General features: G+C 51.4%; 34 protein-coding genes and 2 pseudogenes. 34 read left to right on the plus strand and 2 right to left on the minus strand.

The window, feature by feature from the left end:
* Positions 1–85 precede the first annotated feature (85 nt).
* Positions 86–316, minus strand: coding sequence for a helix-turn-helix domain-containing protein (locus tag GC097_RS34010; RefSeq protein ID WP_171681331.1), 231 nt, complete (start codon positions 314–316; stop codon positions 86–88).
* 157 nt (positions 317–473) lie between these two features.
* On the opposite strand from GC097_RS34010, the gene GC097_RS00150 reads away from it, so the two are divergent.
* The 31 genes and pseudogenes from GC097_RS00150 (at position 474) to GC097_RS00300 (ending at position 22,350) form a co-directional block, all read left to right on the plus strand.
* Positions 474–1,151 (plus strand): hypothetical protein, encoded by a 678-nt coding sequence (locus GC097_RS00150; RefSeq protein WP_171681332.1) that lies wholly within the window; start codon positions 474–476, stop codon positions 1,149–1,151.
* 245 nt (positions 1,152–1,396) lie between these two features.
* Positions 1,397–1,570 (plus strand): hypothetical protein, encoded by a 174-nt coding sequence (locus GC097_RS00155; RefSeq protein ID WP_171681333.1) that lies wholly within the window; start codon positions 1,397–1,399, stop codon positions 1,568–1,570.
* A 110-nt stretch (positions 1,571–1,680) separates the two neighbouring features.
* Positions 1,681–2,130: a hypothetical protein gene (locus tag GC097_RS00160; RefSeq protein ID WP_171681334.1), complete on the plus strand. Its 450-nt coding sequence runs from the start codon at positions 1,681–1,683 to the stop codon at positions 2,128–2,130.
* Positions 2,131–2,363: 233 nt separating this feature from the next.
* A complete protein-coding gene (locus tag GC097_RS00165) occupies positions 2,364–3,179 on the plus strand; it encodes a hypothetical protein (RefSeq protein ID WP_171681335.1) in 816 nt (271 codons plus the stop codon).
* Between the two features lie 216 nt (positions 3,180–3,395).
* Positions 3,396–3,629 carry a hypothetical protein gene (locus tag GC097_RS00170; RefSeq protein ID WP_171681336.1) on the plus strand — a complete coding sequence of 78 codons (234 nt, stop codon included), beginning with the start codon at positions 3,396–3,398 and terminating at the stop codon, positions 3,627–3,629.
* Positions 3,630–3,649: 20 nt separating this feature from the next.
* Positions 3,650–3,862 carry a hypothetical protein gene (locus GC097_RS00175; protein WP_171681337.1) on the plus strand — a complete coding sequence of 71 codons (213 nt, stop codon included), beginning with the start codon at positions 3,650–3,652 and terminating at the stop codon, positions 3,860–3,862.
* Positions 3,849–4,115, plus strand: a complete 267-nt coding sequence (locus GC097_RS00180) for a hypothetical protein (protein WP_171681338.1) — start codon at positions 3,849–3,851, stop codon at positions 4,113–4,115. The genes GC097_RS00175 and GC097_RS00180 overlap by 14 nt, the downstream gene beginning before the upstream one ends.
* A 136-nt stretch (positions 4,116–4,251) precedes the next feature.
* Positions 4,252–4,638 carry a PDDEXK-like family protein gene (locus tag GC097_RS00185; protein ID WP_171681339.1) on the plus strand — a complete coding sequence of 129 codons (387 nt, stop codon included), beginning with the start codon at positions 4,252–4,254 and terminating at the stop codon, positions 4,636–4,638.
* Entirely contained in the window at positions 4,638–5,312 is a 675-nt protein-coding gene (locus GC097_RS35130; protein ID WP_171681340.1) for a GIY-YIG nuclease family protein, read from the plus strand. The genes GC097_RS00185 and GC097_RS35130 overlap by 1 nt, the downstream gene beginning before the upstream one ends.
* Positions 5,261–5,515, plus strand: coding sequence for a hypothetical protein (locus GC097_RS00195; protein ID WP_246293844.1), 255 nt, complete (start codon positions 5,261–5,263; stop codon positions 5,513–5,515). Before GC097_RS35130 ends, GC097_RS00195 begins: the two co-directional genes overlap by 52 nt.
* A 48-nt stretch (positions 5,516–5,563) precedes the next feature.
* A complete protein-coding gene (locus GC097_RS00200; RefSeq protein ID WP_171681341.1) occupies positions 5,564–7,315 on the plus strand; it encodes a hypothetical protein in 1,752 nt (583 codons plus the stop codon).
* A gap of 3 nt (positions 7,316–7,318) precedes the next feature.
* Positions 7,319–9,073: a DNA polymerase I gene (locus GC097_RS00205; RefSeq protein ID WP_246293845.1), complete on the plus strand. Its 1,755-nt coding sequence runs from the start codon at positions 7,319–7,321 to the stop codon at positions 9,071–9,073.
* Between the two features lie 4 nt (positions 9,074–9,077).
* On the plus strand, positions 9,078–9,353 hold the full coding sequence (locus GC097_RS00210) for a hypothetical protein (RefSeq protein ID WP_171681305.1): 276 nt from the start codon (positions 9,078–9,080) through the stop codon (positions 9,351–9,353).
* 4 nt (positions 9,354–9,357) lie between these two features.
* Positions 9,358–10,443 (plus strand): DNA polymerase, encoded by a 1,086-nt coding sequence (locus GC097_RS00215; protein ID WP_171681342.1) that lies wholly within the window; start codon positions 9,358–9,360, stop codon positions 10,441–10,443.
* A 59-nt stretch (positions 10,444–10,502) separates the two neighbouring features.
* A complete protein-coding gene (locus tag GC097_RS00220; protein WP_171681343.1) occupies positions 10,503–10,649 on the plus strand; it encodes a hypothetical protein in 147 nt (48 codons plus the stop codon).
* 139 nt (positions 10,650–10,788) lie between these two features.
* Positions 10,789–11,127 (plus strand): HNH endonuclease, encoded by a 339-nt coding sequence (locus GC097_RS35460; protein WP_171681344.1) that lies wholly within the window; start codon positions 10,789–10,791, stop codon positions 11,125–11,127.
* Between the two features lie 93 nt (positions 11,128–11,220).
* Positions 11,221–12,240, plus strand: coding sequence for a hypothetical protein (locus GC097_RS00230; protein ID WP_171681345.1), 1,020 nt, complete (start codon positions 11,221–11,223; stop codon positions 12,238–12,240).
* Position 12,241: 1 nt separating this feature from the next.
* Complete coding sequence (locus GC097_RS00235) at positions 12,242–12,772, plus strand: crossover junction endodeoxyribonuclease RuvC (protein ID WP_171681346.1); 531 nt, start codon at positions 12,242–12,244, stop codon at positions 12,770–12,772.
* 25 nt (positions 12,773–12,797) lie between these two features.
* Positions 12,798–14,156 (plus strand): annotated as a pseudogene (locus tag GC097_RS00240) (ribonucleotide reductase barrel domain-containing protein); the annotation flags it as partial.
* A 124-nt stretch (positions 14,157–14,280) separates the two neighbouring features.
* Positions 14,281–14,847, plus strand: a complete 567-nt coding sequence (locus tag GC097_RS00245; protein WP_171681347.1) for a GIY-YIG nuclease family protein — start codon at positions 14,281–14,283, stop codon at positions 14,845–14,847.
* 153 nt (positions 14,848–15,000) lie between these two features.
* Positions 15,001–15,936 (plus strand): annotated as a pseudogene (locus GC097_RS00250) (ribonucleotide reductase barrel domain-containing protein); the annotation flags it as partial.
* Positions 15,937–15,952: 16 nt separating this feature from the next.
* Positions 15,953–16,981 (plus strand): ribonucleotide-diphosphate reductase subunit beta, encoded by a 1,029-nt coding sequence (locus tag GC097_RS00255; RefSeq protein WP_171681348.1) that lies wholly within the window; start codon positions 15,953–15,955, stop codon positions 16,979–16,981.
* 71 nt (positions 16,982–17,052) lie between these two features.
* Entirely contained in the window at positions 17,053–17,775 is a 723-nt protein-coding gene (locus GC097_RS00260; RefSeq protein WP_171681349.1) for a PhoH family protein, read from the plus strand.
* Between the two features lie 139 nt (positions 17,776–17,914).
* Positions 17,915–18,271, plus strand: a complete 357-nt coding sequence (locus GC097_RS00265; protein ID WP_171681350.1) for a dUTPase — start codon at positions 17,915–17,917, stop codon at positions 18,269–18,271.
* The gene (locus GC097_RS00270) at positions 18,268–18,492 is read left to right on the plus strand and encodes a hypothetical protein (RefSeq protein ID WP_171681351.1); all 225 of its coding nucleotides are present in this window, start codon (positions 18,268–18,270) and stop codon (positions 18,490–18,492) included. Before GC097_RS00265 ends, GC097_RS00270 begins: the two co-directional genes overlap by 4 nt.
* Complete coding sequence (gene thyX / locus GC097_RS00275) at positions 18,489–19,244, plus strand: FAD-dependent thymidylate synthase (RefSeq protein ID WP_171681352.1); 756 nt, start codon at positions 18,489–18,491, stop codon at positions 19,242–19,244. Before GC097_RS00270 ends, thyX begins: the two co-directional genes overlap by 4 nt.
* 17 nt (positions 19,245–19,261) lie before the next feature.
* On the plus strand, positions 19,262–19,630 hold the full coding sequence (locus GC097_RS00280; RefSeq protein ID WP_171681353.1) for a 3D domain-containing protein: 369 nt from the start codon (positions 19,262–19,264) through the stop codon (positions 19,628–19,630).
* Positions 19,631–20,548: a hypothetical protein gene (locus GC097_RS00285; RefSeq protein WP_171681354.1), complete on the plus strand. Its 918-nt coding sequence runs from the start codon at positions 19,631–19,633 to the stop codon at positions 20,546–20,548.
* A complete protein-coding gene (locus tag GC097_RS00290; RefSeq protein WP_312875582.1) occupies positions 20,545–21,120 on the plus strand; it encodes a nucleoside/nucleotide kinase family protein in 576 nt (191 codons plus the stop codon). The genes GC097_RS00285 and GC097_RS00290 overlap by 4 nt, the downstream gene beginning before the upstream one ends.
* 119 nt (positions 21,121–21,239) lie before the next feature.
* On the plus strand, positions 21,240–22,160 hold the full coding sequence (locus GC097_RS00295) for a hypothetical protein (protein WP_171681355.1): 921 nt from the start codon (positions 21,240–21,242) through the stop codon (positions 22,158–22,160).
* The gene (locus GC097_RS00300) at positions 22,153–22,350 is read left to right on the plus strand and encodes a hypothetical protein (RefSeq protein ID WP_171681356.1); all 198 of its coding nucleotides are present in this window, start codon (positions 22,153–22,155) and stop codon (positions 22,348–22,350) included. The genes GC097_RS00295 and GC097_RS00300 overlap by 8 nt, the downstream gene beginning before the upstream one ends.
* Before the next feature lie 11 nt (positions 22,351–22,361).
* On the opposite strand, the gene GC097_RS00305 is transcribed toward GC097_RS00300, so the two are convergent.
* Positions 22,362–22,754, minus strand: coding sequence for a hypothetical protein (locus GC097_RS00305; protein WP_171681357.1), 393 nt, complete (start codon positions 22,752–22,754; stop codon positions 22,362–22,364).
* A 111-nt stretch (positions 22,755–22,865) separates the two neighbouring features.
* On the opposite strand from GC097_RS00305, the gene GC097_RS00310 reads away from it, so the two are divergent.
* From GC097_RS00310 to GC097_RS00320, 3 genes are all read left to right on the plus strand, one after another.
* Complete coding sequence (locus GC097_RS00310) at positions 22,866–23,267, plus strand: sigma factor-like helix-turn-helix DNA-binding protein (protein ID WP_171681358.1); 402 nt, start codon at positions 22,866–22,868, stop codon at positions 23,265–23,267.
* Positions 23,254–23,796 (plus strand): hypothetical protein, encoded by a 543-nt coding sequence (locus tag GC097_RS00315; protein WP_171681359.1) that lies wholly within the window; start codon positions 23,254–23,256, stop codon positions 23,794–23,796. Before GC097_RS00310 ends, GC097_RS00315 begins: the two co-directional genes overlap by 14 nt.
* Positions 23,797–23,903: 107 nt before the next feature.
* Positions 23,904–24,419 (plus strand): hypothetical protein, encoded by a 516-nt coding sequence (locus tag GC097_RS00320; RefSeq protein ID WP_171681360.1) that lies wholly within the window; start codon positions 23,904–23,906, stop codon positions 24,417–24,419.
* The last annotated feature ends 726 nt before the right edge of the window (positions 24,420–25,145 follow it).

Below are 25,145 nucleotides of genomic sequence, written 5' to 3' on the forward strand. Positions count from 1 at the left end.
TGGGTACGGGGCGACATTAATAAATAGTCTGCGAACGTGGACTTTCGGGCGGTGAGGCTCGGTAACCGAACTCTCACTCGCCACCCTATTCCGCCTTAACGTAGACCCATTCGTAAAGATCTCGCGGCTCTACACCGAGCGCATCCGCGATTAAGACAGCGTTAAGTAAGTGCATTCTTGTGCGGTACTCAGTGCAGTAGGCGGATATCGTACCCTTGCTTATTCCCGTACGATCGACGAGATCCTGCTGAGACCAACCGCGCGCGTTAAGGAATTCCGGAATACGGCAGCGTCCGATAGTGACTTTGCGGCTCACTGGGCGCTGGCCTCCGTATTTTGGGCGTATAGTACTGTGGTACTACGTAATAATAGCAGAGTTGGGCGTTGGAAAAAAGTTCTAAAATATTTTCGCGAAAGTGTACGGAAAGTTTTTGAGTGGCGTCGTAATAGGTGTAAGGCGATAACGAGGGGAGATGGAGCACATTAAGAACTTCGAAAAATTGAATAAGCTGGTCGATACATACCGCGCGACAATGGATCAGGCGGTATTCTCCGAAATTTACGAAGAGGTGAGCGAGGAGCGACGGACCAACAAGCGGATGGTAGTGCGATCGGGCTTCGGCGATGAAAACGACGCGGACAGCATCTTCAACGAAAAGCTCTTTAAGCTAATCGGCCGCGAAGACATCGTCGACTTCGGCAAGACGTTCTCCACCACACTCAAGCGCGCCAGGCTAACATTCTTCCGAGATGAAAAGCGCCGGCGAGCACGCTACATATTAGCACCGAAAAGCAACTCCGATTGTGACAGTGATGAAGCGCCAACTTCCCACTTGATCGCGGACGAGCTAGATATGGAATACGAAGTTGTAGAACGGTTAGACAAAAAGAAAGAAGACCAACAGCGCCAACTGTTAGTCTCCTTACATGAATCCGGGCGGATTCCTTTCGACTCAGAGATGGTTCCAGCCATCAAAGAGTTACCGCGTTTTAGCATCGAAGCACTCGCAAGAGCACTCGGCGTCCAACGCAATACGCTAGCCCGCAAGTTTGAACGTTTAGCACGCGCATACGACCGGAATGTTCACGGCGATGTTGCCGATTACATTTCACCGTATTTACGAATTAAACGCGAATACATAGCGAGTTAACGATTAGGCTAATGGTGACTGGCACTTAGGCATTGCGTCAGTTACCGTATACCTTCATTAATTATAGCACATAGCACCGTGGTGTCATTACCTAAAGTATGGGCATAAATGACGCTGGCTATACGTGTAGTTAATATGTTTACTATTACTTATTCTACCGAAAAAATCGTAGATGTCAACGCTTATTTAGTCATGTCTACGTTAAATTACGATAAAGATTACGCAAACTTACGGAGGTAATTATCATGAACGACGTTGTTACACGCAAAGGTGACGCAAAACCAGCGAAGGCCCGCAGAATCAGCCGCCAAGCCGCCGATCTCAACGCCTGGCTACAATATAACGGAGGCTGCCGCGACTACGAAGATCCCGCCGACTACTTGCCGCGATTGTCGCTGAGAGGCGTGGTGATTGCATGACAACGCTGGATCCGCGAGCCGGCACGCATTTTACCGGCAAGATATTCGTAACGCCGCACGCATTGGACCGCGCCGTTGAATACTTCGGTATCGACCGCGGCAAAGCGCCCATGCACGTAATGGATTTATTGCGCAAGGCTTCGCTAATTGATGCGAATGTGCTCGGCGAGGACGGCAACAGCGCGCGGCTCTATGCTTACAAGCGGACGGCCTTTGTTGTTGCGCTGCACGAAGACACGGTGATCACGATGTACCCACGTGAGGATTCGCCGATTACCGTCCGCGAAAGTGTCGCGAAGGCATTAACGACGGTATTGCGCGCAGCTCAACGTAAAGAAACGCGCGAAATTAAACGTTTAGAATTGCGCAGAGCCGAGTTAACCGTTGAGCGCGCCGAGTGTGCGTTGCGGAAGCTAAAGACCGCGAGTATTAAGGTAGCGAGACAAATGGACGGACGCATCGCGGAGATTGACGGTGAGATCGCTGCAATTAATGCGGAGATATTCGAAGTCCGCCGCGAGAAAACAACGCTGGCAAAAGGAATCGCAGCTTACGTATGAAAAAGTGTACGGAATTCGGCCGAGTGGAGTCGTAGTAAATGTAAGGCCGCGAGAGCCAAACGGTTCTTGCGTCGGCCACACGTCATTAACGTTACGAATGCGGACTCTCGTACCTAGCGAACGCGAGAAAGCATCGAGTGCACAACGTTAGTGTCATGTGACGGACGCAGGAAAGATGTCCGACGAGCGTCAACGTTGATTGACGCAAATAAACGAAAAAGGAACGTGATCGAATGAGCATGTTTACGAAGGTTGGAGCGGACGCGGTTAATTCCGCGGTATTGGCGGATAAGGGCGCGAAAGATAGCCCGATCGTATCGCTTAAGTCCGGCACAACGTTCAAAGTTGGCGTCAAGAGTATCGCTGACGTGGCGGAGTATTACGGTTACGGGTTCTACAAAAAAGGCGGAGGCGGCGTCCAAACTTTCGTTCCTAAGAACCCCGCGGAACGTAATGCGAAAGGATATGTTACTGGTAATCCTACGACATGGGATCGCGCGGCTGAGCTCCTTTACACAGAAGCTAACGCGGCCAAAGAGGCGGGCGCAAGTGAGGCTGACGTTAAAAAGCTGACGGACGCTGCGTACATCTATCGCGGGAAGCCGAGATTCTTGCGCGCATTCTTCGATCTAGATACCGGTAAGGACATCGTAATCGACTTTACACCGAATCAAGAGAAAACGATTAAAGCCGTCATCGTCAAGTACGGGAAGAAACTCGATAATCTCGCGTTTGAACTTTCGAAGACCGGTGATTCAACGGCAGCCGTCGTATCCCTCTCACCGATTATCGATATGGACGAAGATTTGACGGATAAGCAACGTGAGAACTTCGCCAAACTTTCCGCAGCTCCGTTTGATCTAGCGTCATTTGAAACGTGCTTATACGTCGCGGATGAAGCGGAACAAGTTAAGAATCTAGTCATCGCCGGCTTCGACATCGGACGCTTGGTCCTGACGTATGGCGGCGAAAGTAGCGCGCCGAAGCAGCCGGAAGCCGATGCCAAGCCGATCGATTCAGATGCGCCACCAGTAACGATGAACTTCTAATCACCGACCGCGCATAAAAACACAATCCAATTAAAAGGGGATATCAATCAAATGAAAACAACAATCGCAAAATTTATGTCCGTAGCATCTTTTTCCGTAGCATTCGCATTCTTCGTAATTATGAAAGGCGGAATTGGCGAGATTGATGCGCCAGTGGATTTCCGCAAGTAAGACCGCGGCGATCGCGTTAAATTTAACGATAAGGGAGCGAATAAAATGTCCAAATTTACCGGTCGTATCAATCGTCTGCAGCGTGCAAGTGCGCGTGTGCTTTCGAAATTCACCGCAACACAGCGTAAGTTAGAAAAGCATAACGAGAAGCTATCCGCGGAAATCTCCACGTTAACCGACGAGCTCCTAGTCATCGAAGAGTTGCGCCAGGCAGCGATTAAGCAGCGCACCCAAAATACGGGAATTGCAGAGCGTATCAGCAAGTTAATCAGCGGGTAATAGCGGAGGGAGGCGTTAGCATGGGCGAGAAAATCGGTGCTGTAGCGGCATGCATCTTAGTAATACTAGCGTTCTGCGGAGTCGTATCGCTTATCGCGCTCGGCATCGTCGGCGTCGTAAACATCGCGGGCTTTACCATTCCTTTCGGTGCCGCCGCCTTGATCGCGTTCGTCCTCATCGTTATCTCCGTAATAACACTCGCGAAGGAGGACGACGCAAATGAGCGTAAATAAACGTAGCCTATCGCTCGGCATCAACGTTAAGGACGTCCGCAATCTTCCGAAAGTCGGGCGCCACATCTCCGCGTTTCTCAAGAGCGTTGACCACGATCACGGTCCGTTCGACGTGAATATCGCGGCGAGCGTAGAGCCGACGGAGGCTGCCGCAATCGGTCCGGTTGAGCTGCCGGCCGCGGACGACAAACCGCCGCAAGAATTTGAAGTCGTCTACTTAGTCGGTGGCGAACGGGAGGAGGACGAAGATTGAGCGCAGCAGTATTAGAAGTGGCCGCGGGCGGTAGCGGAAGGAAGCCGCCTATCCGCGTCATATTCGCGGCAAGTAATAACGAAAGGAGGCGTTAGTCATCGCACATATTAGCGAGATCGTAGGAAAGTACTCCGAGATGGCAGCGCGACTTGCGCTTCTTGGAAACGGATGGACGCCACATAAATCAGATACCGACGAGGCTTATGATATTCTCGCGGAAGATCCTCTAACAGGCGATTTCAAACGGATCCAGGTCAAAACGATTCGCCTGCGTGGGGACCGAGCTCACGAAATGGTCGTATACGCTAGGAAGGGAAATGGCGATATCTACCGTAAGACCGACGCTGACTATTTCGCTGGCGTCTTGGTAAACGAGGGAGAAACGCCGCGCGTATGGCTGTTTGAAAATCGCGAAATCGGCGAGTACTGGTGCGGATTGGAGCGCGCCGCCGATCGGTGGGTTGAGTTGCCAATTACATTAAACCGTGGCATATATGAACCGCCAATCGGCGCGGTATCTTGATGTATACCATTTATAAAATATTTAACAAGACAACCGGAAAATCCTACGTAGGATCTACAAAAAATCCTCGATCAAGATGGCGAGATCATAAATCTACCCTTAACCGTAAAAGGCATAGCAGCCGATGGCTACAAGCAGACTGGGAGTTGTATGGAGAGGAAGATTTTGTTTTCGAAGTTCTTGAAGATACCGTACTGAAAGACGATAGATTCTTTCGTGAGCAGCACTTCATGGACATCTACACCACCTACGACGAACGAAAGGGATATAACGTTTCTCCTACCGCTGAATTTACAGTAGGTAGACGCCATACAGACGAAGCTCGAAGGAAGATGTCTGTATCGCACAGCGGCAAGAAGCTATCGGCAGAACACCGCAGGAAGCAGTCCATTGCGATGAAGTCTTACGCTATGACTGATGAGCACCGTAGAAATCTATCGCTAGCTGGTAAGGGACGAAATTGCCCGTGCACAAAGGGCAGTAAAAACGGGCAAGCAAAATTCACCGAATCTCAGGTATTAGAGATAAAAACTCGACTCTGCGCCGGGGAGACCGTAACTAGTCTAGCTAAAGAATTTGGAGTACGTTACAACCACGTCTATCAGATTAAGAGCGGGAGGACATGGAATCACGTCGACATATCCGCAGACGGAGGTGCGAAATGCTTAACTTAGACCGCTTCCAACCGCCAGCCGAGCCGCTAACCGTCGCACACTGCGAATGGTGTGGGCGCGAGATTTACGCCGGCGACGAGGTGTTCCGCATAGATGACGGTGGCGGCTTCGTTCATGGCGAAACTGACTGCGCAAAAGATTACGCGGCAGAGCGCGTGTACGATCGATACGGGTACATTTCAGCGCAGTTAGACGTAGAGTAACTCAGTCTAAAATAAAACAGGCCGCGAGCCACGAAGGAGACTATATAAATGGCGAAATTAAACGGTGTTACGGCAGTATCCGAGCGTATCCAATATAACGGTGCGGAGTACGTGAAGTCTGATGAGGCTGCGGTTGTTGGCGATATCATCCGATTCGACGACTCGTCCAGTTGCGTAACTACAGGCGGCTTCTACGAGGTGACGCGGATTGATTCATTCGATGACCCGCAAGTTACCGACGATGACGGGGATGAATTCGATCTTTGCGGCAATGATTTCACCGTATTCAAACGCGTAGAAGCCGCAGTGGCGCCGACCCCACCGGAATCACCCGCGCCAACGTTGACGGACCAATACGTCATCCACGACGGTAAGGTTTACGTGAAGGAAGCGCGGAAGGCTACGAAAGGGGATACGGTAATTGTAACAAAAGTCGAACGTGATAGCCTCCGAAGCTTCTCGCTTGGCGATATCGGAACGGTAACTGGAAGACGCGGATGGGTAGACGCAGATATTCACGTTAAGTTTACGAGTGGTAACGAGAAATTCATCGGACCTAGTGCGTCAAACAGCGAATATAACGTACTCGTCCCGACCGACACCGTAACGATCGACGGCGTGGAGTATACGTTGGAGAAGCGTAAGGCGGCGAAGGGTGATCGTGTTCTTGTAGTAACACATTTCACTTACGGTAAATCGGGACAAATCGCGGATGTAGAAATGGTATACGGCGATGGGGACGTGAAAACACCGCTAAACGAGCGTATGCTACCGTCACGCTATATCGTACTCGCTCCGAAAGTGGCCGCAGCCGCGCAACCTAAATATCGCGAGGTTAAACGTAAGGCCAACGTAGGCGAGCGCATTCGGATTGTATCGTATAACTGCGGTAACCACGCGTTCCCAGATAAATACGTTAATGTAGGCGATGAGTTTACGGTTGAATCCGTTGACCGTGACGGCGACGTTTGGTACGTGAAGGAGCGCAAAATCGAGTCTTTGTTCTACTACAGTTGCGGTGAGTACGTCGTCCTCGAGCCGGTAGCGCCTGACGCGAAGAAGGCGGAAACAAAGTCGGCGGAGCCGGAACCGCGCCTTAAAGTCGGCGAGTATGCGAAGGTTATCAGAAACAACGTCGGTAACGCGATGGCACCGAATGACATCGTAGAAATTACGTACGATGACGGAGGTAAGCATTTTCCTTATAAGGCAAAACGCGTGAGCGACGGGAAAACTTCGAACTGGATCGCTATTCACGAGTTGGTCCGCGCCACTGACGCCGAGGTTGCGGAGGCAAAGCGTAAAGCCGCCAAAGCGCAATTTAGCGTAGGCGACACTGTTAAACTCGTAAGCGGTGGCGGAAAATGGCCGTTGTTAGGATTTGAAGACGGGAAACTGTACGAAATCGTTAACGTGAGTCCTAGAGGTCGTAACGCGAACGAGATAGAGATTAAGAAGACTGAGGGTCGCGGTTCTGGCTACGCTACTCCAGATAAGATCATCAAGCTAACGCCAGCCGAAGCGGAACAAGCACGCAAGGAACAAGCGGAAGCAGCCGCAAAGGCCGCAGAGGAAGCGAAATGGGCGAAGATCGGCCGTAAGGTGAACGAGTTTAAGGCGGGCGATATCGTGACCGTTAATTCCAACGATAGGTATAACGGTGTAACAGGAAGAGTCGAAGATATCGGCGATGATCTACTTGGCATCCGCGAGTTTAACGGAAAATACCGCGGGCCATGGAAAAAGGACTGCGTACTTCTAGCGCCAGTCGAATCGCTATTCAGCCGCCAAGAGGCGTAGACAATGCAGACGCCGAAGCTGACGTTAGCAGCGAAGCAGCCGGACGCGGTTAAGGACGCGGTTAAGCGGAAGGCTGCCGCAGAACCTGAAACGGCCGCCGAAGCGTTCGATCGCATAGGTGCGATGTCTCTAACGGATAAAGAACGCGCACAGTTTAACGCAGCAAAGACCGCTTATTTCTCCGGGCAACTAGGCAATGTCCGGATCGAGAGCGGAAAATGGACGAAAGGCGACGTTATCTCAGCGGGTTCCCTCCTCTTGCGCCAACAGGCGGATGGGCTCCGCGAGGAACGTATTCGCGAAGTCTTAGCGAGTAAGCCTACGAATTACTTTATTCTGACGGACGATTCCGAACTTCCAGCGTTCGTCGAACGTTTACGCGAAGAGTGCCGCCGCCAAATGGCGGAATGGCGCGATCGCTTCCGCATTCTCGGCGTTGACACGATGACGGCGGGCGACTTTGAGGGAACCGGTGTAGATACGTATATCGACTTATCGATCGGATTTAGCGTATGGCTGCCGTTACTTAACGAAGGTTACTACTTACCGTACGGACACGTTAGCGGATTCGACGTTCCGAACGCGTTTAAAGAGGGCGATCCGCAGTTAACGCGCTCTGAGGTAATCGCGGCCATATCGCCGTACCTGACGCGTCCGAATCACGGTAAGACGTTTCATATGGGCTCGGCGCGCTACGACCTTCACGTCGCGATTAAAGACGGATACGAGATCGCTGGCTGCGTCTGGGATACGCTCGATGCCATGCGTCACCTCAACGAACACGAGGCCGCATACGGTTTGAAACCGCTAGTAGCTAAGTACGGTCCGATGTTCGGTGTGCCTGGTCCGATTTACACATTCGAAGACCTATTCGGTAACGGTTCGCCGGCGCCATATAACGTTGAACTCGTCGGCATCTACGCGATTAAGGACGTACTCTACGGATGGAAGTTATTCGAGTGGCAGTTCGAAGCGATGAAAAACGCGCCAGGCCGCCTTCTTGATTGCTACGCGCAGATTGACTCGAAGCTGCCGGAAACTGACGTATTCATGGCGCGTTGCGGGTTCGAAATTGATATTGACGGGCTCAAAGCGTTAGAAGACGAGTTTACTCCGTTATTGGAGAAAGCGCGCGCTGACGTTGTTGAGTCTTACGGAATTAATGACGAATTTGTCCGGAAGATGGACCGCCACATTAACGCGAAAGCAGTCGCGGAATGGATCGATAAGCAGCATAGGAAGCTCGCTAAGCATACGGAAGCTATCGCCAAACAACGTGGGATTATTGCGGAATGTGAGGCGACTGGTAAAACGAAGCTGAAGCGTTATACGGAGGCAGTCGCTAAGCTTACGCAATTAGAGGCGGAAGTATTGGCGGAACCGACGGAGGCGAACGCACCACTTACGATAACGGAATTTACGATTACGAACGGCAATCACCTCGCGTATCTCATCTACGATGTGCTCGCAATTGAGGACGTGACAGGGCGGTTTAAGCGTGGGAAGACGCGATCGACGGCTGCGGACGTGCTTGACGTTTATTACGAAGAAGAGGACGCGCTGAAACCGCTGGCGATCGTGGCGGCTTACGAGAAGTTGCTGAATACGTATGTGATGAAGATTCCACAAGCTCTCGAAGGTGATGGGCGTTTACACAGCGATATGAGGGCGGGCGGGACCGCGACGGGGCGTTATAGTTCGGCGGGATACAGCGGACGGCCGATCGATATATTAAGCGAATTTGAAACGGGAGAGTGATCGTATGGATAAATTTTTATGGTCTTTCCATTGGGATTGTGGTCGTAGCGGTGACCTAGAAGGATTGTTCGTTGCGACTGAGGCTGAGGTAAGTGAACTAGCCGGAAAATCCGCGTGGTTCGGCGAGGTTTTAGGTAAGCATAGTGAGGTTTACGGTACGTTGAAAGAAGAATATTTTAGTAAAGTAGACCTCGACGTGGAAACAGTCCTTAAGGTAGCAGCGGTTCTAGGCCGAACGTGGAGCGGTTTCGATCCGCGCTATTATATTAGCGAGGAGTAGTTCGATGAGCCTCATAGCTACAGACGACAACTATTACGCGATTGTACGCAAACTCGTCGCTGATGAGCGTAAGATTCCGAAGGGTACGAATCTCCAAAATATGCCGTCAAAAGGCGCAGGCACTCGCGTCCGTAACTGCTTCGTTCCCAAGCGCGGCCATACGTTTGTCGGCGCCGACTTGGGCCAGATTGAGCCGCGCATCATGGCGCACATCATGTGGGAACGTTACGGTGACAACTCGATGCGGCAGATTTTCCTTGATGGCGTCGATCTCTATACGACAATGGCGATGATGACGTTTAACCTGCCGCAAGAGTATTGCGTGGATAAGGCGTACGATCCGACCGGCAAGTTTAAGCCACGCGCCATGATGAAGACGGGCCAACTTGCGGTTTCCTACGATCAATCAAAGAAATCGTTCGCGAAGAAGATGAACGTGGCCGAGGAAATTGCGGAAATGTTCTTCGAAAACTTTGACCGTACATTCCCGTCGTTTAAAACGATGGTGGAGGATATCCGCGAAGGCATGCGGATCAACGGATACGTCGAGACGCTGTACGGACGTAAGCGGCGCTTTCCAGATTACGCTTCGGTTGCGGCTGCCTCCGCAAAGAATGAGCAGCGTCTGATTCGGCTATATACCGAACGGAAGCAGCTACGCAATAAGGAGACGCCAAACCAGCGTGATATGCAGCGTTTAGCTGCGGTCCAGGATGAAATCGACGTTCTCGCCGAGAAACGCGGACTTATCGGATACTGGGAACGCGCAGCCTTTAACGCGGTGATCCAAGGGACCGGCGCTGACATTCTTAAGATGATCGGTAACCGCAACGCCCGCGAATGTAAGGCGCGCGGCTGGGAATTTAACGCGTCCATCCATGACGAAATTAAAGACTCGATTCCGAACGAGCAATTGACGGAGGATACGATCGCGCTTATCAACGACATTATGACGCAGACGGCGACGTTAAGTGTTCCGCTAGTTACGGATATCGTAATCGAACCGCGATGGATGCAGGAGTACGCGCCGTCTCAGTGGGATTTCGCAAATTGCCGTCCGAAAGCGGAGTTTGCGAATAAGTACGCATAACTGTACGGAATCCCACCGCACGGCGTCGTAATAAGTGTGACGTAAAGGAGGCGGTAAGAATGCGCGAACACGAAAGTGCCACGTTGCGCTGCAGTAAGTGCCGGCGCCAATTCCGTGTGCTTGCGGATGAGGTCGGCGATTTTGATTGTCCAAACGGATGCTTCGCGGAAGAAGCTAACGAAGAGGAGGCGGAGGACGATCGCTAAAGAGATACCGTTAACGCAAGGTAAAGTAGCGATAGTTGATGACGAGGATTACGAGTGGATATCTCGGCGCAAGTGGTGTTATTCAACGGGATATGCGGTGAACAAAATAGTAGAATCTGGTAAATCTAAAACACTATTGATGCACAGATTAATTCTAAGTACCCCGCCGAACCTAATCACTGACCACATTGACGGGAACAAGTTAAACAATTGCAGAAATAACCTCAGAGTTTGCACACGAGCGGAGAATAACCGCAACGTAGCTCGACGGAAGAGTAATAAAAGCGGGTATAAAGGCGTGTACTGGAAGGCTGATCGCGGGAAATATCAAGTAACGATCAGATTTAATAATAACCCTATTTACCTCGGACTCTTTGACAATTCGAAAGAAGCCGCTCGTGTCTATAACTTAAAAGCGGTGGAGTTGTTCGGAGATTTCGCTAAGTTGAACGTGATTGACGACGAGGAGGCGGTTTAAATTAGTTTATTCAGCAGGGTAGGCGCAGAACTCCAGATAGAGGACGCGAAATATGCACGCGGAGCAACGCTTGAACGCGAATTTCTCGCGCAAATGGACGCATACTACGCGTCTCCATCGTCATCCTTTTACGATAACGCAATCAGCCGAAGATTCTACGAGCAGAAACTACGCTATCTACGTTTTGAACCGTATCCAAACGATGGTCTCGTCACATTTGGCGCGTCCGGCACAGCGATGTGCGATCGGCAGCTCGTGTTAAAGAACGCACAAGGCGTTAAACCGGAGAAATCCGATGACTTACCGTTCCGCGGACGGCAACGGCGCCAGGGTACGGCGATCGTTGATTACGTTCAGCTCGATCTCGTTCATATGCGGAAGAGACTCGGCGCGGACGCTAAGTTTACGATGGCTGTACGCGATAACAGTGAATGGGATTTCGAGGACGCGGCGCAACAACGTGTTATATTCGAATACCCGAACCCAGAAACGGGCGAGTTCGTTAGTTTCGCAATTACCGCTAAGCCCGACGGAAAGTTCCACTATGCTCCGGATGGATCGCGCGTTATCTTCGAATATAAAACGAAGGCAAGCGGTCTTCGCGCTATGAACGGTAAGATCGACTTTAAGGGCGCGCAAGACGATCACATCCGCCAAGTAACTGCAGAGGCGCTCGTGTTCGGAATTGACGAAGCGCTCATTGTATACGAGTCGACGCAGAAGCCCGCATGGTTTGATGACGCGCAGTCAACGTCGGTCACGAAAGGGCAGAAAACGTGGGAGGACGGTCAGCCACGGCCGGATCTGCGCGCTTGTTACGTTAAGATCACGGACGAAATGAAGGCGGCGCTCCTATCTGATTTAGCGCGTCAGGCAGCGTTAGTTTACGAACAGCGCGCTGGCGGAGATTTGCCGGAAGTTACCGCGGAAAGTACCGGTAAGTGCGGCTTCTGCGCCTTTACGGACCACTGCCGCAAGACTTTAACCGCGGATAACTTGGCGAAGTTGCAACGTATTGATTCCGCGATGGCTACGTCTCAGATGGCGGGCAAAGCGGAGCACAGGAACGTTATTAAGTACTTAGCGGAGGTGACCGCGTCTGCCACCGAATAAAATGGAAACACTCCGCTACATCGGTCTCGACCTTAGTATTACGTCACCAGGATTCGCAATCATTGACGTAAAATCACGCAAACCAACGCTGATCGCCCATACGCACTATAAAACGGAATCCGCCGACGCCCAGACGCTCCGCTACGAGTTAATCGAATCGTTCGCGCTCGTTTGGCTGCGTGATAACTCGCGCAAGCCTAGCGGACGTTCCGTTCCGCCCGTCGCCGCCGTCATTCGTGAGATATGGCCGCCATCCCGCAATTTCGAGCAGAACGATAAGATTCACGGAGCCTGGTCCGCCGTCGATCGCGCATTAAGTCGCGTCGGCCTCTCGGTGGTCGCGAACATTGCTCCGACATCCGTAAAGAAGGCGGTAGCCGGCAGCGGTAAGGCGGAGAAGACGGAGCTAGCGGCCGCCGTGCGGAGATCGTGCGGACTGCCTGCGGACTATGCGTTCGCGACGGATGATGAATCGGACGCTGCAGCCGTGTGCCTGGCGTACCTTATCGCGGAAAATTTAATCGATATCTAAGGAGAGATGCGAAATTACAACGTACATTACTAAAAATGAAGGTCAGCGCAAGTTGCCGTACGATGAACCGCGGCTAATCGCGTTCATCTATTCCGCAACACGTAACTATAAGCATCTCGATACGGCGGAATTTACCGAGGACATTATTCGCGCAATTCTAGCCAAGGACGAATACACTGCGGACGCCCTAACGAACCTACTCGTACTCAAAGCGCTAGAACGCGTCGGCATTCCGGACGAGGAAGCCGGCAAGCATCCGGACTGGTCTTACGTGGCAGCTTACGTTTACCTTCGATCGCTTTATAAATCTGCGTCAAAGAATCGCGTATACGACTCATCGGAGAAATACGGATCGTTTTACGCGTTGCTTAAGGAATTGACGACGCAGGGGATTTATTCGCCGCTTATTCTACGTGATTACACGAAGGAAGAAATCGCCGAACTCGCGGAAATCATCGATCCCGAACGCGATAAATTGTTCAATTACATCGGACTCGTTACGCTGGCTGAGCGCTATCTAGCGAAATCACACGCTGGCGATACGTACGAACTTCCGCAGGAGCGATTCCTCGTAATCGCGATGACGTTAATGTCGCAGGAGCCGCGCGATATACGGATTGACCTCGTTAAGGAAGCGTATTGGGCGATGAGCAACCTATACATGACGGTCGCAACGCCGACGCTCGCCAATGCCGGAAAGTCTTACGGACAACTATCGTCATGCTTTATAGATACGGTTGCGGACGATCTGCGCGCCATCTACGACTCGAATACGGACGTCGCTACGCTGTCGAAGTCAGGCGGTGGCATAGGCGTTTACATCGGTAAGATTCGCGCCAGGGGCTCCGATATAAAAGGGTTTAAGGGCGTATCAAGCGGAATCGTTCCGTGGATTAAGCAGTTCAATAATACGGCGGTCAGTGTAGATCAACTCGGCGTAAGATCCGGTGCGATCGCTGTTTATTTGGACGTATGGCATCGCGACATCGAAGCGTTCCTGGACCTTCGCTTAAACAACGGGGATGACCGTATGCGGGCGCATGACGTATTTACTGGCGTATGTATTCCGGACGCCTTTATGGAGGCCGTACGTGACCGCGACGACTGGTACCTGTTTGATCCGCATGAGATTCGCAAAGTGACCGGTTATTCTATCGAGGACTTTTACGATGAGGAGCGCGGTAAAGGAACGTTCCGCACGCGTTATCAGGAGTGCGTCGATAATCCGAATTTAACGAAGGTTCGCGTACCGGCAATCGATATCTTTAAGCGGATTTTAAAGGCGCAGCTTGAGACGGGAACGCCGTACATGTTCTATCGCGACACGGTTAACCGGATGAACGCGAATAAGCATGCCGGCATCGTATACTGCTCTAACTTGTGTTAATTGATAGCACCTTCTGTCAGCAATGGCAGTCGAAAACTCCGCTAAACGGGGGAACTCTCGAACGAGACAATCCCGTGCTAAGCTTACGCTCCACTACGACCCCTAGAAAGGAGGAGACTATATGGAATACGTAGTTTATTCAATTACAACGCTCCACAACGGCATCAAATATTTCGGAAGAAGTCAGGAATACCCGAAGAGACGACGCGCACACTTAAACATGTTGCGGACAAATAAGCATGCAAATGTCCGTATGCAAGAAGCATTCAATCAGTACGGAGAAGATAACTTCGTATTTGAGGTTCTACATACATTCAATAACCTACAGGAAGCAACCGAACGTGAGCAGCAATATATTGACGACCAGTCTATCGAGAAATATAACGTAGGCGATGCGATTGATGGCGGCGACACATTTACACGTAACCCACGAAAGGAAGAGATACGCCACCTAAAGCACGAACGAAATGCCGGAATAAATAACCCTATGTACGGAAAGCCGAAGTCGGAAAAAACTATCGCACGGATCAAAGAAGCTAACTCCAAGCCGATAGTAGTAGACGGAATAGTTTATGACAGTACATCGGAATACGCAAGATTAATTGGGGTCGGGCCAACAACGGTACTTTATCGCATAAATAGCGAGAGGTTCCCGAATTACCAACGCGTGGAGCGTAAGAATGCCTAACGACTATCCCGAAAGGGAGTACGCCGCAAGCGATGGGCGGTGGAAACGCGGAGGGTCCCAAGTGGACCGTGATATAGTCTATTCTGTACGGTGACGTACAGCAGTTCATAAGAGAACGCGTAAGGGAGTAGCGTCCGTTGCGGAATATAAAAGACCGAAATTACGCAAAACCAGTCGGCGACGGTCGTAACGAATGAGATCGCGAATGGTGACGTCATCATAACGTACAAGAAGGCCGGCGATTTCGTCGTCTGCAACCTATCTTCCGTTAACTTGCCGCGTACCGTTGAAGCTGACGTCTTGGAGCGCTTGATTCCGATTCAGGTCCGCATGCTTGATAATGTAATCGACTTGAATACGATTGACGTTCTGCAGGCGCAGATTACGAATAAAAAGTATCGCGCGATCGGGCTCGGTACGTTCGGATGGGCTCATTTACTCGCGAAGAAACAGATCAAGTGGGAATCGGAGGATGCTGTCAAGTACTGCGATGGGCTTTACGAGCGAATCGCGTTCCTGGCGATTAAAGCTAGTGCTGCGTTAGCTTTAGAGAAAGGCGCGTATCCAGCGTTCGAGGGTAGCGATTGGCAAACGGGGGAATATTTCCGTCAGCGCTATTTCGGTGAAACCGGACACTACACGCACACGACTCCGATGTGGACCGTTCTTGCCGGATTGATTTCCGAGACCGGTATCCGTAACGGCTACTTAATGGCGGTCGCGCCGAATATGTCTACCGCTAAGATCGGCGGCAGTACGGACGGAATCGATCCGATATTCAAACGCGAATACTCCGAAGAAAAGAAATCGTACAAAATCCCGGTAACCGCGCCGGACCTATCGCCGGAAACGTTCTGGTTCTATAAATCCGCGTACGACATTGATCAAACGTGGTCCATCCGCCAGAATGCGGCACGCCAGCGTCACGTAGACCAGGCGATTTCGTTCAATTTATACGTTCGCAGCGATATTAAAGCGAAGGATCTGCTCGATCTTCATATACTCGCGTGGGAAAGCGGTTTGAAATCTACGTACTACACGAGATCAATCGATCTCAAAACGGAAACTTGCGACGCGTGCGCATCATAATCGAAAGGGTGACGGAATGAAGCAGCGTAAATTGTATGACGTAACAGCACCGAACAGATCAACCGGCATTATCAACGGAGAATCGTCGAACGTCCTTAACTGGGACGACGTTCGATTCCCGTGGGCACCGCCGATGTACAAGAATATGCTGCGTAACTTCTGGATTCCAGACGAGATTAACATGACCGGCGACGTCAAACAGTGGCCGCAGCTATCCGAAAACGAACGCGCGACGTTCCGTAAGACTATCGGACTCCTCGCATTCTTAGATTCGATTCAGACGGACTATTCCGCCAAAGCAGCGCAGTTCTTAACGGACTCGTCGCTGTCGGCGTTAATGTCCGTCCTATCGTTCCAGGAAGTCGTCCATAACCAATCATATTCCTACGTGCTATCTTCGCTCGTGCCTAAAGCGGAGCAAGACGCCATCTTCGAATATTGGAAGATGGACGCCGTCCTCCGCGAGCGTAATGACTTTATCGCGAAAGGGTATCAGCGCTTTATTGACGAGCCGTCTCCGCAAACGTTCTTCGAGTCGATCGTCTACGATATCGTCCTCGAAGGTTTGTTCTTCTACTGTGGATTTTCGTTCTTCTACAACCTTGCGCGAAATCAGAAAATGCTCGCGACCAATACGATGATACGCTTTATCAACCGCGATGAGGAGATTCACGTCCGCCTGTTCACGCAAATCTTCCGCGAGCTATTGGCGGAGTATCCCGAACTCGATACGGAAGCTAACCGTGAATTCGTCCGCGAAACATTCCGCCAGGCTGCCGAATTAGAGATCGCATGGGGCGAGTACATTATCGGAAACAAATTCGACGGAATTACAATGGCGGAACTCTCCGCGTACATTAAATTCATCGCGAACAAGCGCGTCCACGAACTCGGCATCGATCGCCCATTTGACGGACACCGCCGTAACCCTATGCGATGGATTAAAGCGTACGAGGATAATGACGCAGGTAAGACGGACTTTTTCGAGAGTCGCGTGACTTCTTACGTAAAGGTTTCGGATTCGAACGGATTCGACGATCTATAGTGTACGGAAATCTCCCGTGCGGAGTCGTAGTAAGTGAAAGCGCGCAAGACAAATTAACGGAGGTGGTTGCGTTGGCACATTGGGGCATATCGGCGCGTAACGCAGGACAGACGGCGGCCATTAGAGCGCTGACGAATGACAAGCCGTTCCTTTTCTTAACGGGTCCGGCCGGCACTGGTAAAACGCTGATCACGCAAGCCGTCGGCCTTTCTCGCGTAGAGGACCATGACTTCCGCAAGCTAGTATACACGCGGTTACAAACGCAGCTTGGCGCTGATGTCGGTGCGTTGCCGGGCACGATCGATGAGAAGACGTACCCGTTCGTCCGCCCATTCCTCGATAACCTCGATATCATGACGACGCAGAAACGCTCGCTCCTTGAACAATACACGAAAGGTGACGAGGATAGGCGCAAAGTCTTCTTCGATCCGATCCAAACGTTGCGGGGCGGAACTTTCCATAACGCGTTCGTTATCGTCGATGAAACGCAAAACCTCGATACGCATACGCAGCTAGGCGTCGGAACGCGGCTCGGTACCGGTACGAAATTCGTATTCTGCGGCAACTTCGCGCAGATTGATAACGATAAACTGCGGACGCCAAAGAGTAACGGGTTCTACCGATTGCTTAAAGGGCTTTACGAAGCCGGCGAGGAAGCTGCGCCATACTTCGATCACGTTAATCTGACGGAAGTTGAGCGTCATCCTGCTGTCGCGTTGGTCGAGCGGATATTGCGTAGTAATGAAGTGGCACCGGAATTTGAAACGTTAGAAGCGAGGGGGAACGTTAAATGACAACGCAAGCAAACGAAGAGTGTAGGCGTTTTGAGTGCGTAGAGTGCGACCAAGAGGTCGAGGTAGAAGTTGGAACGTATGCCGAAGATAACGATATGTGTTTGCGCTGTTGGTGCGCTTACCAAGGAGGGTGACGCAAATGAACGACAAATTAACGCAAATTTACGAAATGCAGCAATCGCTCGACGAACGCATCGTTACTGATCGTGGCATCGAAAAGTCGCTCGACGAGTGGGTTATCGGAATCACTCTCGCAATGGAATCGGAAATTGACGAGATCCGGCGCGAAGTTAACTGGAAATGGTGGAAGAATCCGAAGCCGATCGATAAGGCGGCGCTGCAGGGCGAAGTTATAGACATGTGGCATTTCCTGCTGAGTCTATCGCGAGTAGTCGGATTGAGCGCGGATGATATCCACCGCATCTACGTCGAGAAGAACGCGGAAAATCACGCAAGGCAGGACGGGACGAGCGCGAAGGAGGGATACGCAGTATGAGTGATCTGTGGTCAGGTGTTAGAAAGTACGTACTCAAACGTGATGATGGCGTTTATACGGCCGGTCAATTTCGTGGACGCGCCAACACAGTAAAAGACATTTATGACGCGGCTCGTTACACGCAAGGTGGCGCAAAGTCGGCGCGAGGGTGGGTTAACGACAAGGAGCGTTGGTCCGTTGTTCCTGTGATCGTAATTATAACGGAGGAGGCCGCCAATTGAACGTTAAGCTAATCGCACACACAGCGCTTTCCATCGATTTCCTTTCACGATTGCCATTCGATCTTTACGGAGAATTCCGCGACGCAAACGATCGCCAAGCCGTCGCCCTCACCGCAATTCGAACGTGCTACTCACCGAACGCACCGTCCGAGATCCTCACGCTAGAAGGCGCCAAGTACTTCGGTCAATCCGCGTCAGATGGCGAAGCTGGCACGGAGGCCGACCGCCTATTCCGCCACATCGTACGGTCGGGACACGCGAGTACACTCGAACACCTTACGTACACATTCGCGATCGAAGGCGTGTCTCGCGCCCTTCTCGCGCAACTTACGCGCCACCGTCAATTTTCGTTTAGCGTCCAATCGCAGCGTTACGTTAAATTCGGTAGCGGCGATAAAGCAGGCGGATTTGATTACGTTACTCCTAAGTCGTTGGGTGGAAAGTATTCGACGGCTAACGGTGGAGCGACGGCGGACGAGGTATACGAAGATTTTATGGGAATTGCCCAAGCGTATTATAACGAGTTACGCCGCGTTGGAGTTCCCGCCGAAGATGCCCGTTTCGTCCTACCGAATGCCGCCGCCTGTAACATCGTCATGACCGCCAACCTGCGCGCCATCCTCGAATTCTACTCGAAGCGCAACGCCAGTACGCACGCTCAATGGGAGATCGCGGAACTTGCCGAAAGCATCCGCGGCGAAATCGAAAAGGTTGACGCGTGGATTACGCCTTACTTCGGAGTGCAGGCATAGCGCTACTCGTCGCATTAATGTTCGCACTCATGACGACAGGCAGCGAAGAGTATGCGCAATCTCACGCAACGTATGAAATCACAGCGTATACTGCGGGTTACGAATCCACCGGAAAACGACCCGGCGATCGCGGTTACGGCATCACAGCGAGCGGCAAGAAGACGGAGGAAGGCGTTACGGCAGCGTGTGGTCCGGACTTGGCGTTCGGCACTCGCGTTGAGATACCGGAACTTGGGCGGACTTATACGTGTCAGGACAGAGGCGGCGCAATCACGGCGGGCCACATCGACGTTTACATGGCGTCAGAGAATCGCGCTAGGCAATTCGGAAGGCAGACGATGCGCGTAAAAATAATCCCGCCGGAGAGCGGAAAAGGAGCGGTATGAATGAGCGAAAAGTTAACGGTTGTAGATGGTAAGCAATATCGCGAGGTAAGTCGGAAGGCTAACGTTGGGGAACGGATTAAGATCGTGCAAGCTTCCTTGACTTTTGGAGATTACGTTAACGGTACGGTTATGACTGTGGAACATATCGAACCTAACGGAGTCCGTGTTTATCCGTACGTTGACCGCGTAAACATCTGTAAATTTATTGCAGATTACGAATACGTCGTCCTCGAACCGATCGAAGTCACCGATGATCTCCGCGCCCTAATCGACGGCCTCACGCAGTCCTTCGCCAACCTTACGTTAAGGGTGACGGAGCTTGATCGTCAGGTAACGGAAATCCTACGTCCTATCGCGACGTACAAACCGATTAAGCCGAAGCCGAAAACGCGCGATGAGATCGTTGAGCAGGCGAAGAAGGACGTGGTGAAACTGTCCACGAAATACCAGTCTTCCTCAGAAACCCCGTCCAGACGCAGTTTTTGGCCAAAAGAATGCGAAAAGGACGGACTTTTTCCAGTGCATTACGTGGAGTTCGTAGTTAACCGAGAAAAACGCACTGTCGTAGCGCTTATTCGCTACCTGGACGACAAGCACGTTATCTACGTAGGCAAATCCCGTTGCGCTCCCGACGATTGCTTCAACGCCCACATTGGTCGCGCAATCGCGTTGCGCCGTGCGTTAGGGCTGACGGTGCCAGCGGAGTATTACGAAGCGCCACAGCCGGAAAGTGTGCGCGTAGGGGATGTCGTTAGGTGGCGCAATAGCGACAGCATTTATCGCATCACGAGGATATCCGGAAATAAGTACGGACTGTACTCGTTCCTTTTCGGAAATGACAGCGGTGATTGGACGTACGACGACTTCAACGCAAAGTACGTTATCACCGACGACTCACGCGAGGAGGTGGGCGCGTGAATATCGCGCTAACAGGTCGCCTGCGCAGCGGAAAGGATTCGGTCGCTGCGTACCTCTGCGAAAAGTACGGATACACGCGATTCGCGTTCGGTGACGAGCTTAAGCGATACTATCACGAATTATTCGGCGAAATGGGCACGAAGCCACGCGAAGGTTATCAATGGTTCGGCCAAGCGATGCGGCAGCGTGATCCTGACGTATGGGTGCGGAAGTGTTTCGCGTCGATTGATTTTAGGCGCAGTGATAACGCGGCACTCAACAGCAGCCTTAAGCGTTATAGTAAACGTCCGAATTTATCGGTGCCGTTCCACGCCGTCATCACAGACCTCCGCCAGCCGAACGAATACGAGCGCTGCCGCGTCGAAGGTTACGTCATTATCCGCGTTAAGGCGCCGGAAGACGTCCGCATCAATCGCGCGATCGAATCGGCAGATACGTTTAACCTGGCGGACCTGCGCCACGATACGGAAGCGCACGTCGATACATTTGCGGTCGACTACGAGATAGATAACGACGGCACATTGGCGGAGTTGTATGCGCAAATTGACGCAATTATGACGAAGGTGGGGTGAGTGGGGATCGAATCAATTTTATACCCGATAGGACGATTATTTCCCTTACTCACAATCATCGGACTAAGTTACGCATGGGGCTATTATAACGCGAAAACAAAGTGGAAGGGGCGTCGCGATTGATTCATATTAACTTTAACTCTGGCGGCATCGGATCGTATTCGGCCGGAAAGCGGATTATTGCGGAGCACGGCGCCGATAACGTTATCAATCTATTCACCGATACTCTGATCGAAGATCGCGATCTATATCGTTTCCTCATCGAAACTAACGCGGAGTTTTACGGAATTGAACGTCCTGTAGCGTTACTCGAAAAGTGCGCTGATATTCCGGACATTACTTCGGAAGAAGCGGTCACTAGGCGTAAGGAGCTTCTTGCGGAAATTTCAACGGAAGCCATGCGCTTGATGCCGAATCTCATTTGGATTGCGGAAGGCCGCACGCCGTGGGAAGTTTTCTTCGCGGTTAGGTATCTCGGAAATTCGCGAATAGCTCAATGTTCTCACGTATTAAAGCAAGCAACTGCGGATAAGTGGATACGTGATAACTACGGTCCAGACGAGTGCGTGTTATATCTCGGCATCGACTGGACGGAGGCTCACCGAAGGGAAGCGCCGATTAAGAATTGGGCGCCATATCGTATCGAGTTCCCGATGTGCGATGAGCCATTATTGTATAAATACGATATGTTAGAGTTACTCGATGCTGCTCAGATCTCGCGTCCTCGATTATATGGAAAGGGGTTTGCTCACAACAATTGCGGTGGATTTTGCGTCCGGGCAGGTCAAGGTCATTTCCTCAATCTTCTAACAGAGTTCCCGGAGCAGTACGCGTATCATGAAAATAAAGAGGAGGACATTCGTACCTTTCTTGGAAAGAACGTATCAATTCTGAAGCGAGTTCGCGGGAAGAAGACGTACCGACTGACATTGCGCCAGCTACGTGGATTATACGAGGACACCGCAAGGAGAACGCAAATCGATCGTGAGGACATCGGAGGCTGCGGATGTTTTGTGTCACCGGAGGCGGCCGATGAGTGACGCACCCCTTTCCGCATATGACGCTTATCGCGCCGGCTATTACGCAGGCTATTTCCGCGGAAGATTGGCGCAGATGAATGGTGAGGATTACGATGCGCGAACGCCTGTTGAACGTGAGGGGAACGGTGCGGTAACGTACGGTGATCCGTGGGATAATGAAGAAAAAGAACTACCGAATAGGCAACGGTAGTTCCAATCGTTTCACTCCGTCCCCCGGCCGTCCGGCGCCGCGTAGTCCTCACGCTTAAACAGCAGCCAGCCGTCGTACTTACCGTCATAAACGTACTTTATCGCTTCAAACGGCAGCACGTGCTTTTTCATAAACGTGCGGATCATCCCGTAATGGCGTCCGCGATCGAAGCTGACCGGATTGGCGTCGCTCGGCTTAACAACGTCGGGCTTGCCGAGCGCGATCCGCTTATTGGCAGCGTCATAGCCAACGTATAGCTTAATCGGCGCGCCCTTACACGATAGCATTTCGACGAGGCCCGCCGACATGCGGACGCGTCCGAATTTGTCCGACGTTAAGTAGGCGGAGCCACCGTGTGCGCCCGAATTAGCCCATACGTCGATAACGATTTTATTAGTAGACATGCGGGATAAACCTCCTTATATTGACCGTTAAGGGAAAGTTTCGTAAACGTACTTGTACGACTATTATATGCGTAATCTGACGCAAAATCAACGTAAAAAGGAGCGGATTGAATGGGAACGGGATCAATCGATATTGAAGCGAAGTCGCGCAAATACACGCAATCATACGCACTCAACACCGCAAAGGGAGTCGCCGCCTTACTACGCGATCGCCACCGCATTTCTGAGCGCCGTTTCCGTGGCGATACGGCAGCGAGCGATATTATCATCGATCTCCATAGCGCGATTGAAACGGCCGGCCTGACCGAGCGCCAGGCGGAATCGGTTGCGTGGGTTTATGCGCGCGATCTTACGCTTGAATCCGCCGGCGAAATAATGGGCGTTACGAAACAAGCGGTAAAGGACGCGGTCAGCATCGCATCGGAGAAGATTGCGACCGTGTTCCAACGGTGGAATTACGGCGAGGTTACGGTAGAAGTTAACGAACAGGAGGCGCAAGATGACGAAGAATAAACTAACGTTCGCAGCAGACGTAACTGCGCTGATTGAGCGAAACATCGCGGACAGAAACGAACGCATCACGGCAATTAATGAGCTAACGGACAGCTACGATAGAACGGACATGGATCCTACGCAATTAGAGCGACTGTCTGATTACGTTTTACGCGAAGAATTAACGGACCGTCATCCGGATAAGATTACGCGCAATGAATATCCGTTTATGTCAACTTGGCAGCTCGATATTCGCCATGAGCGTGAGTACTCGCTTGACTTAGCGGAAAATCACGGTACAGACGGCGCTAACTATAACGTACCAGCTCGGCGCCACAGGATCGCAAAGGAGACGCGATTCGTCGATAAAATGGCGATGGCTAAGAACCGCGAAAGGAGTGCGCGATATAAGCGTGATACATCGCCTGGTGAATTGGTTTCGTACAATCTGCGCGATACTGGCGGTGAGTTTGCGCCTGAATTTACGCAAAGAGTCGGATTAGGACGGCGGTGGATTGACGAATTAACGCAAACCGCTTTACTTACGTAGACTTAGTAACTATACGCACTATGAATCGCAACATCCGCGCTATTCAACGCACGAATCGGGCATACTCCGATCACTTAGCGCCCTCATTTCGCACGAAGGAGCGCGCAATGTCAAACGTAATTAATACGCAAACAGGCGAAATAATAGACGAAGTAACCTCCGGTTCCTTCCGCAATGGAACGGACCAGCCGATAACGGTAGCACTCGAAATTAAGCCGGGCGAGACGGTTAAACCGTTTAAGGCGCGCAAGTTTAGTAAGACGCACGACTTTACGATGGTGTTCCACGGAAGTACACGCGAGTTAGTACGATCAAAGGCGCTCGCTGACGATGAGAAGGCGGTCCTATTTTCGCTGCTCATCTACTTAGACTACGATCAATACGTTAAGGACGAAGACGCGTTCTTTTTCAACGTTAACCGTGCCGCCGAGCTCATGGGATGGTCGCGTCATCGCTGCGGCCGTGTACTCGAAAGTTTACGCAGCAAACGTCTCGTCGGTACGACTACGATCGGTCGAGCGAAGTATTATATGCTGAATCCTACGTTTATTTATCGTGGCGATACGGCTTCACTGGCGGCGGCTGTACGTTTATTCGAGCAGGCTGCGGAGGATGACGAATAGAAAGCGCTTTTCTAATGGAATGCCAGCGTACCATTAATGGAATGCTAGCGTACCATTGAAAACGGGTAAAACCGCATAGTGGCGCGGTTTGCGGGGTTTTCTCCTTCTTATCCCTAGAACGTATTTTAACGGGAAAAGATTGCGCGGTAAAGTATAACGAATGGAACGCGGAATTGGGTTATTTCATAACCTTTATCGCGGATAATTAAATAGTCACAAGGCGCTCGCGCCGAAGTGGACGGGGTGTAGTTCCCCGTCATTCTTTTATGCTCACCGACGGCTTTACAAAGCCAGCGTGAGCTCTACGTAATAACACAGTCGGAAGTAACCGTTATGTTGACGTAAGACGCGTCAATTTACCGCGTATATAATGAAGCGAAAGTTATTGCGTAGGGGTTACGTGGCGTACCGAAGGGTTCCGTTAGAGCGGTGACATTACGTTAGGCGTACGCAAGTAATAACGGGCAGGCCGCTCACGACGCAGGCCCTTCGAAAACATCAACCCCGTTTTAACGGCGTAAAAATAATGCTTGACAACGTATGGTCTACGTGATCTAGCGATCGACTGAACGTATGCATAAACGCTGCATAAAAATAATCGTTGACACGCGGATCGAAATGTGCTTACGAACATTTATGCGGTTATTCACGTATATTTATACGTATGCATAACGAATGCATAAAAGAATGGGCGGCATATGTGCGTTAAAAGCCCGTAAATACGGC

Origin of the sequence: Paenibacillus planticolens, from assembly GCF_013141725.1 — a bacterium.
Taxonomy (GTDB): domain Bacteria; phylum Bacillota; class Bacilli; order Paenibacillales; family NBRC-103111; genus Paenibacillus_E; species Paenibacillus_E planticolens.

Bases quoted from the DNA above. Each gene is read 5' to 3' on its own strand.
- GC097_RS00150 (WP_171681332.1), top strand. From the start codon at position 474: ATGGAGCACATTAAGAACTTCGAAAAATTGAATAAGCTGGTCGATACA.
- GC097_RS00155 (WP_171681333.1), top strand. From the start codon at position 1,397: ATGAACGACGTTGTTACACGCAAAGGTGACGCAAAACCAGCGAAGGCC.
- GC097_RS00160 (WP_171681334.1), top strand. From the start codon at position 1,681: ATGCACGTAATGGATTTATTGCGCAAGGCTTCGCTAATTGATGCGAAT.
- GC097_RS00165 (WP_171681335.1), top strand. From the start codon at position 2,364: ATGAGCATGTTTACGAAGGTTGGAGCGGACGCGGTTAATTCCGCGGTA.
- GC097_RS00170 (WP_171681336.1), top strand. From the start codon at position 3,396: ATGTCCAAATTTACCGGTCGTATCAATCGTCTGCAGCGTGCAAGTGCG.
- GC097_RS00175 (WP_171681337.1), top strand. From the start codon at position 3,650: ATGGGCGAGAAAATCGGTGCTGTAGCGGCATGCATCTTAGTAATACTA.
- GC097_RS00180 (WP_171681338.1), top strand. From the start codon at position 3,849: ATGAGCGTAAATAAACGTAGCCTATCGCTCGGCATCAACGTTAAGGAC.
- GC097_RS00185 (WP_171681339.1), top strand. From the start codon at position 4,252: ATGGCAGCGCGACTTGCGCTTCTTGGAAACGGATGGACGCCACATAAA.
- GC097_RS35130 (WP_171681340.1), top strand. From the start codon at position 4,638: ATGTATACCATTTATAAAATATTTAACAAGACAACCGGAAAATCCTAC.
- GC097_RS00195 (WP_246293844.1), top strand. From the start codon at position 5,261: ATGGAATCACGTCGACATATCCGCAGACGGAGGTGCGAAATGCTTAAC.
- GC097_RS00200 (WP_171681341.1), top strand. From the start codon at position 5,564: ATGGCGAAATTAAACGGTGTTACGGCAGTATCCGAGCGTATCCAATAT.
- GC097_RS00205 (WP_246293845.1), top strand. From the start codon at position 7,319: ATGCAGACGCCGAAGCTGACGTTAGCAGCGAAGCAGCCGGACGCGGTT.
- GC097_RS00210 (WP_171681305.1), top strand. From the start codon at position 9,078: ATGGATAAATTTTTATGGTCTTTCCATTGGGATTGTGGTCGTAGCGGT.
- GC097_RS00215 (WP_171681342.1), top strand. From the start codon at position 9,358: ATGAGCCTCATAGCTACAGACGACAACTATTACGCGATTGTACGCAAA.
- GC097_RS00220 (WP_171681343.1), top strand. From the start codon at position 10,503: ATGCGCGAACACGAAAGTGCCACGTTGCGCTGCAGTAAGTGCCGGCGC.
- GC097_RS35460 (WP_171681344.1), top strand. From the start codon at position 10,789: ATGCACAGATTAATTCTAAGTACCCCGCCGAACCTAATCACTGACCAC.
- GC097_RS00230 (WP_171681345.1), top strand. From the start codon at position 11,221: ATGGACGCATACTACGCGTCTCCATCGTCATCCTTTTACGATAACGCA.
- GC097_RS00235 (WP_171681346.1), top strand. From the start codon at position 12,242: ATGGAAACACTCCGCTACATCGGTCTCGACCTTAGTATTACGTCACCA.
- GC097_RS00245 (WP_171681347.1), top strand. From the start codon at position 14,281: ATGGAATACGTAGTTTATTCAATTACAACGCTCCACAACGGCATCAAA.
- GC097_RS00255 (WP_171681348.1), top strand. From the start codon at position 15,953: ATGAAGCAGCGTAAATTGTATGACGTAACAGCACCGAACAGATCAACC.
- GC097_RS00265 (WP_171681350.1), top strand. From the start codon at position 17,915: ATGAACGACAAATTAACGCAAATTTACGAAATGCAGCAATCGCTCGAC.
- GC097_RS00270 (WP_171681351.1), top strand. From the start codon at position 18,268: ATGAGTGATCTGTGGTCAGGTGTTAGAAAGTACGTACTCAAACGTGAT.
- GC097_RS00280 (WP_171681353.1), top strand. From the start codon at position 19,262: ATGTTCGCACTCATGACGACAGGCAGCGAAGAGTATGCGCAATCTCAC.
- GC097_RS00285 (WP_171681354.1), top strand. From the start codon at position 19,631: ATGAGCGAAAAGTTAACGGTTGTAGATGGTAAGCAATATCGCGAGGTA.
- GC097_RS00300 (WP_171681356.1), top strand. From the start codon at position 22,153: ATGAGTGACGCACCCCTTTCCGCATATGACGCTTATCGCGCCGGCTAT.
- GC097_RS00305 (WP_171681357.1), bottom strand. From the start codon at position 22,754: ATGTCTACTAATAAAATCGTTATCGACGTATGGGCTAATTCGGGCGCA.
- GC097_RS00310 (WP_171681358.1), top strand. From the start codon at position 22,866: ATGGGAACGGGATCAATCGATATTGAAGCGAAGTCGCGCAAATACACG.
- GC097_RS00315 (WP_171681359.1), top strand. From the start codon at position 23,254: ATGACGAAGAATAAACTAACGTTCGCAGCAGACGTAACTGCGCTGATT.
- GC097_RS00320 (WP_171681360.1), top strand. From the start codon at position 23,904: ATGTCAAACGTAATTAATACGCAAACAGGCGAAATAATAGACGAAGTA.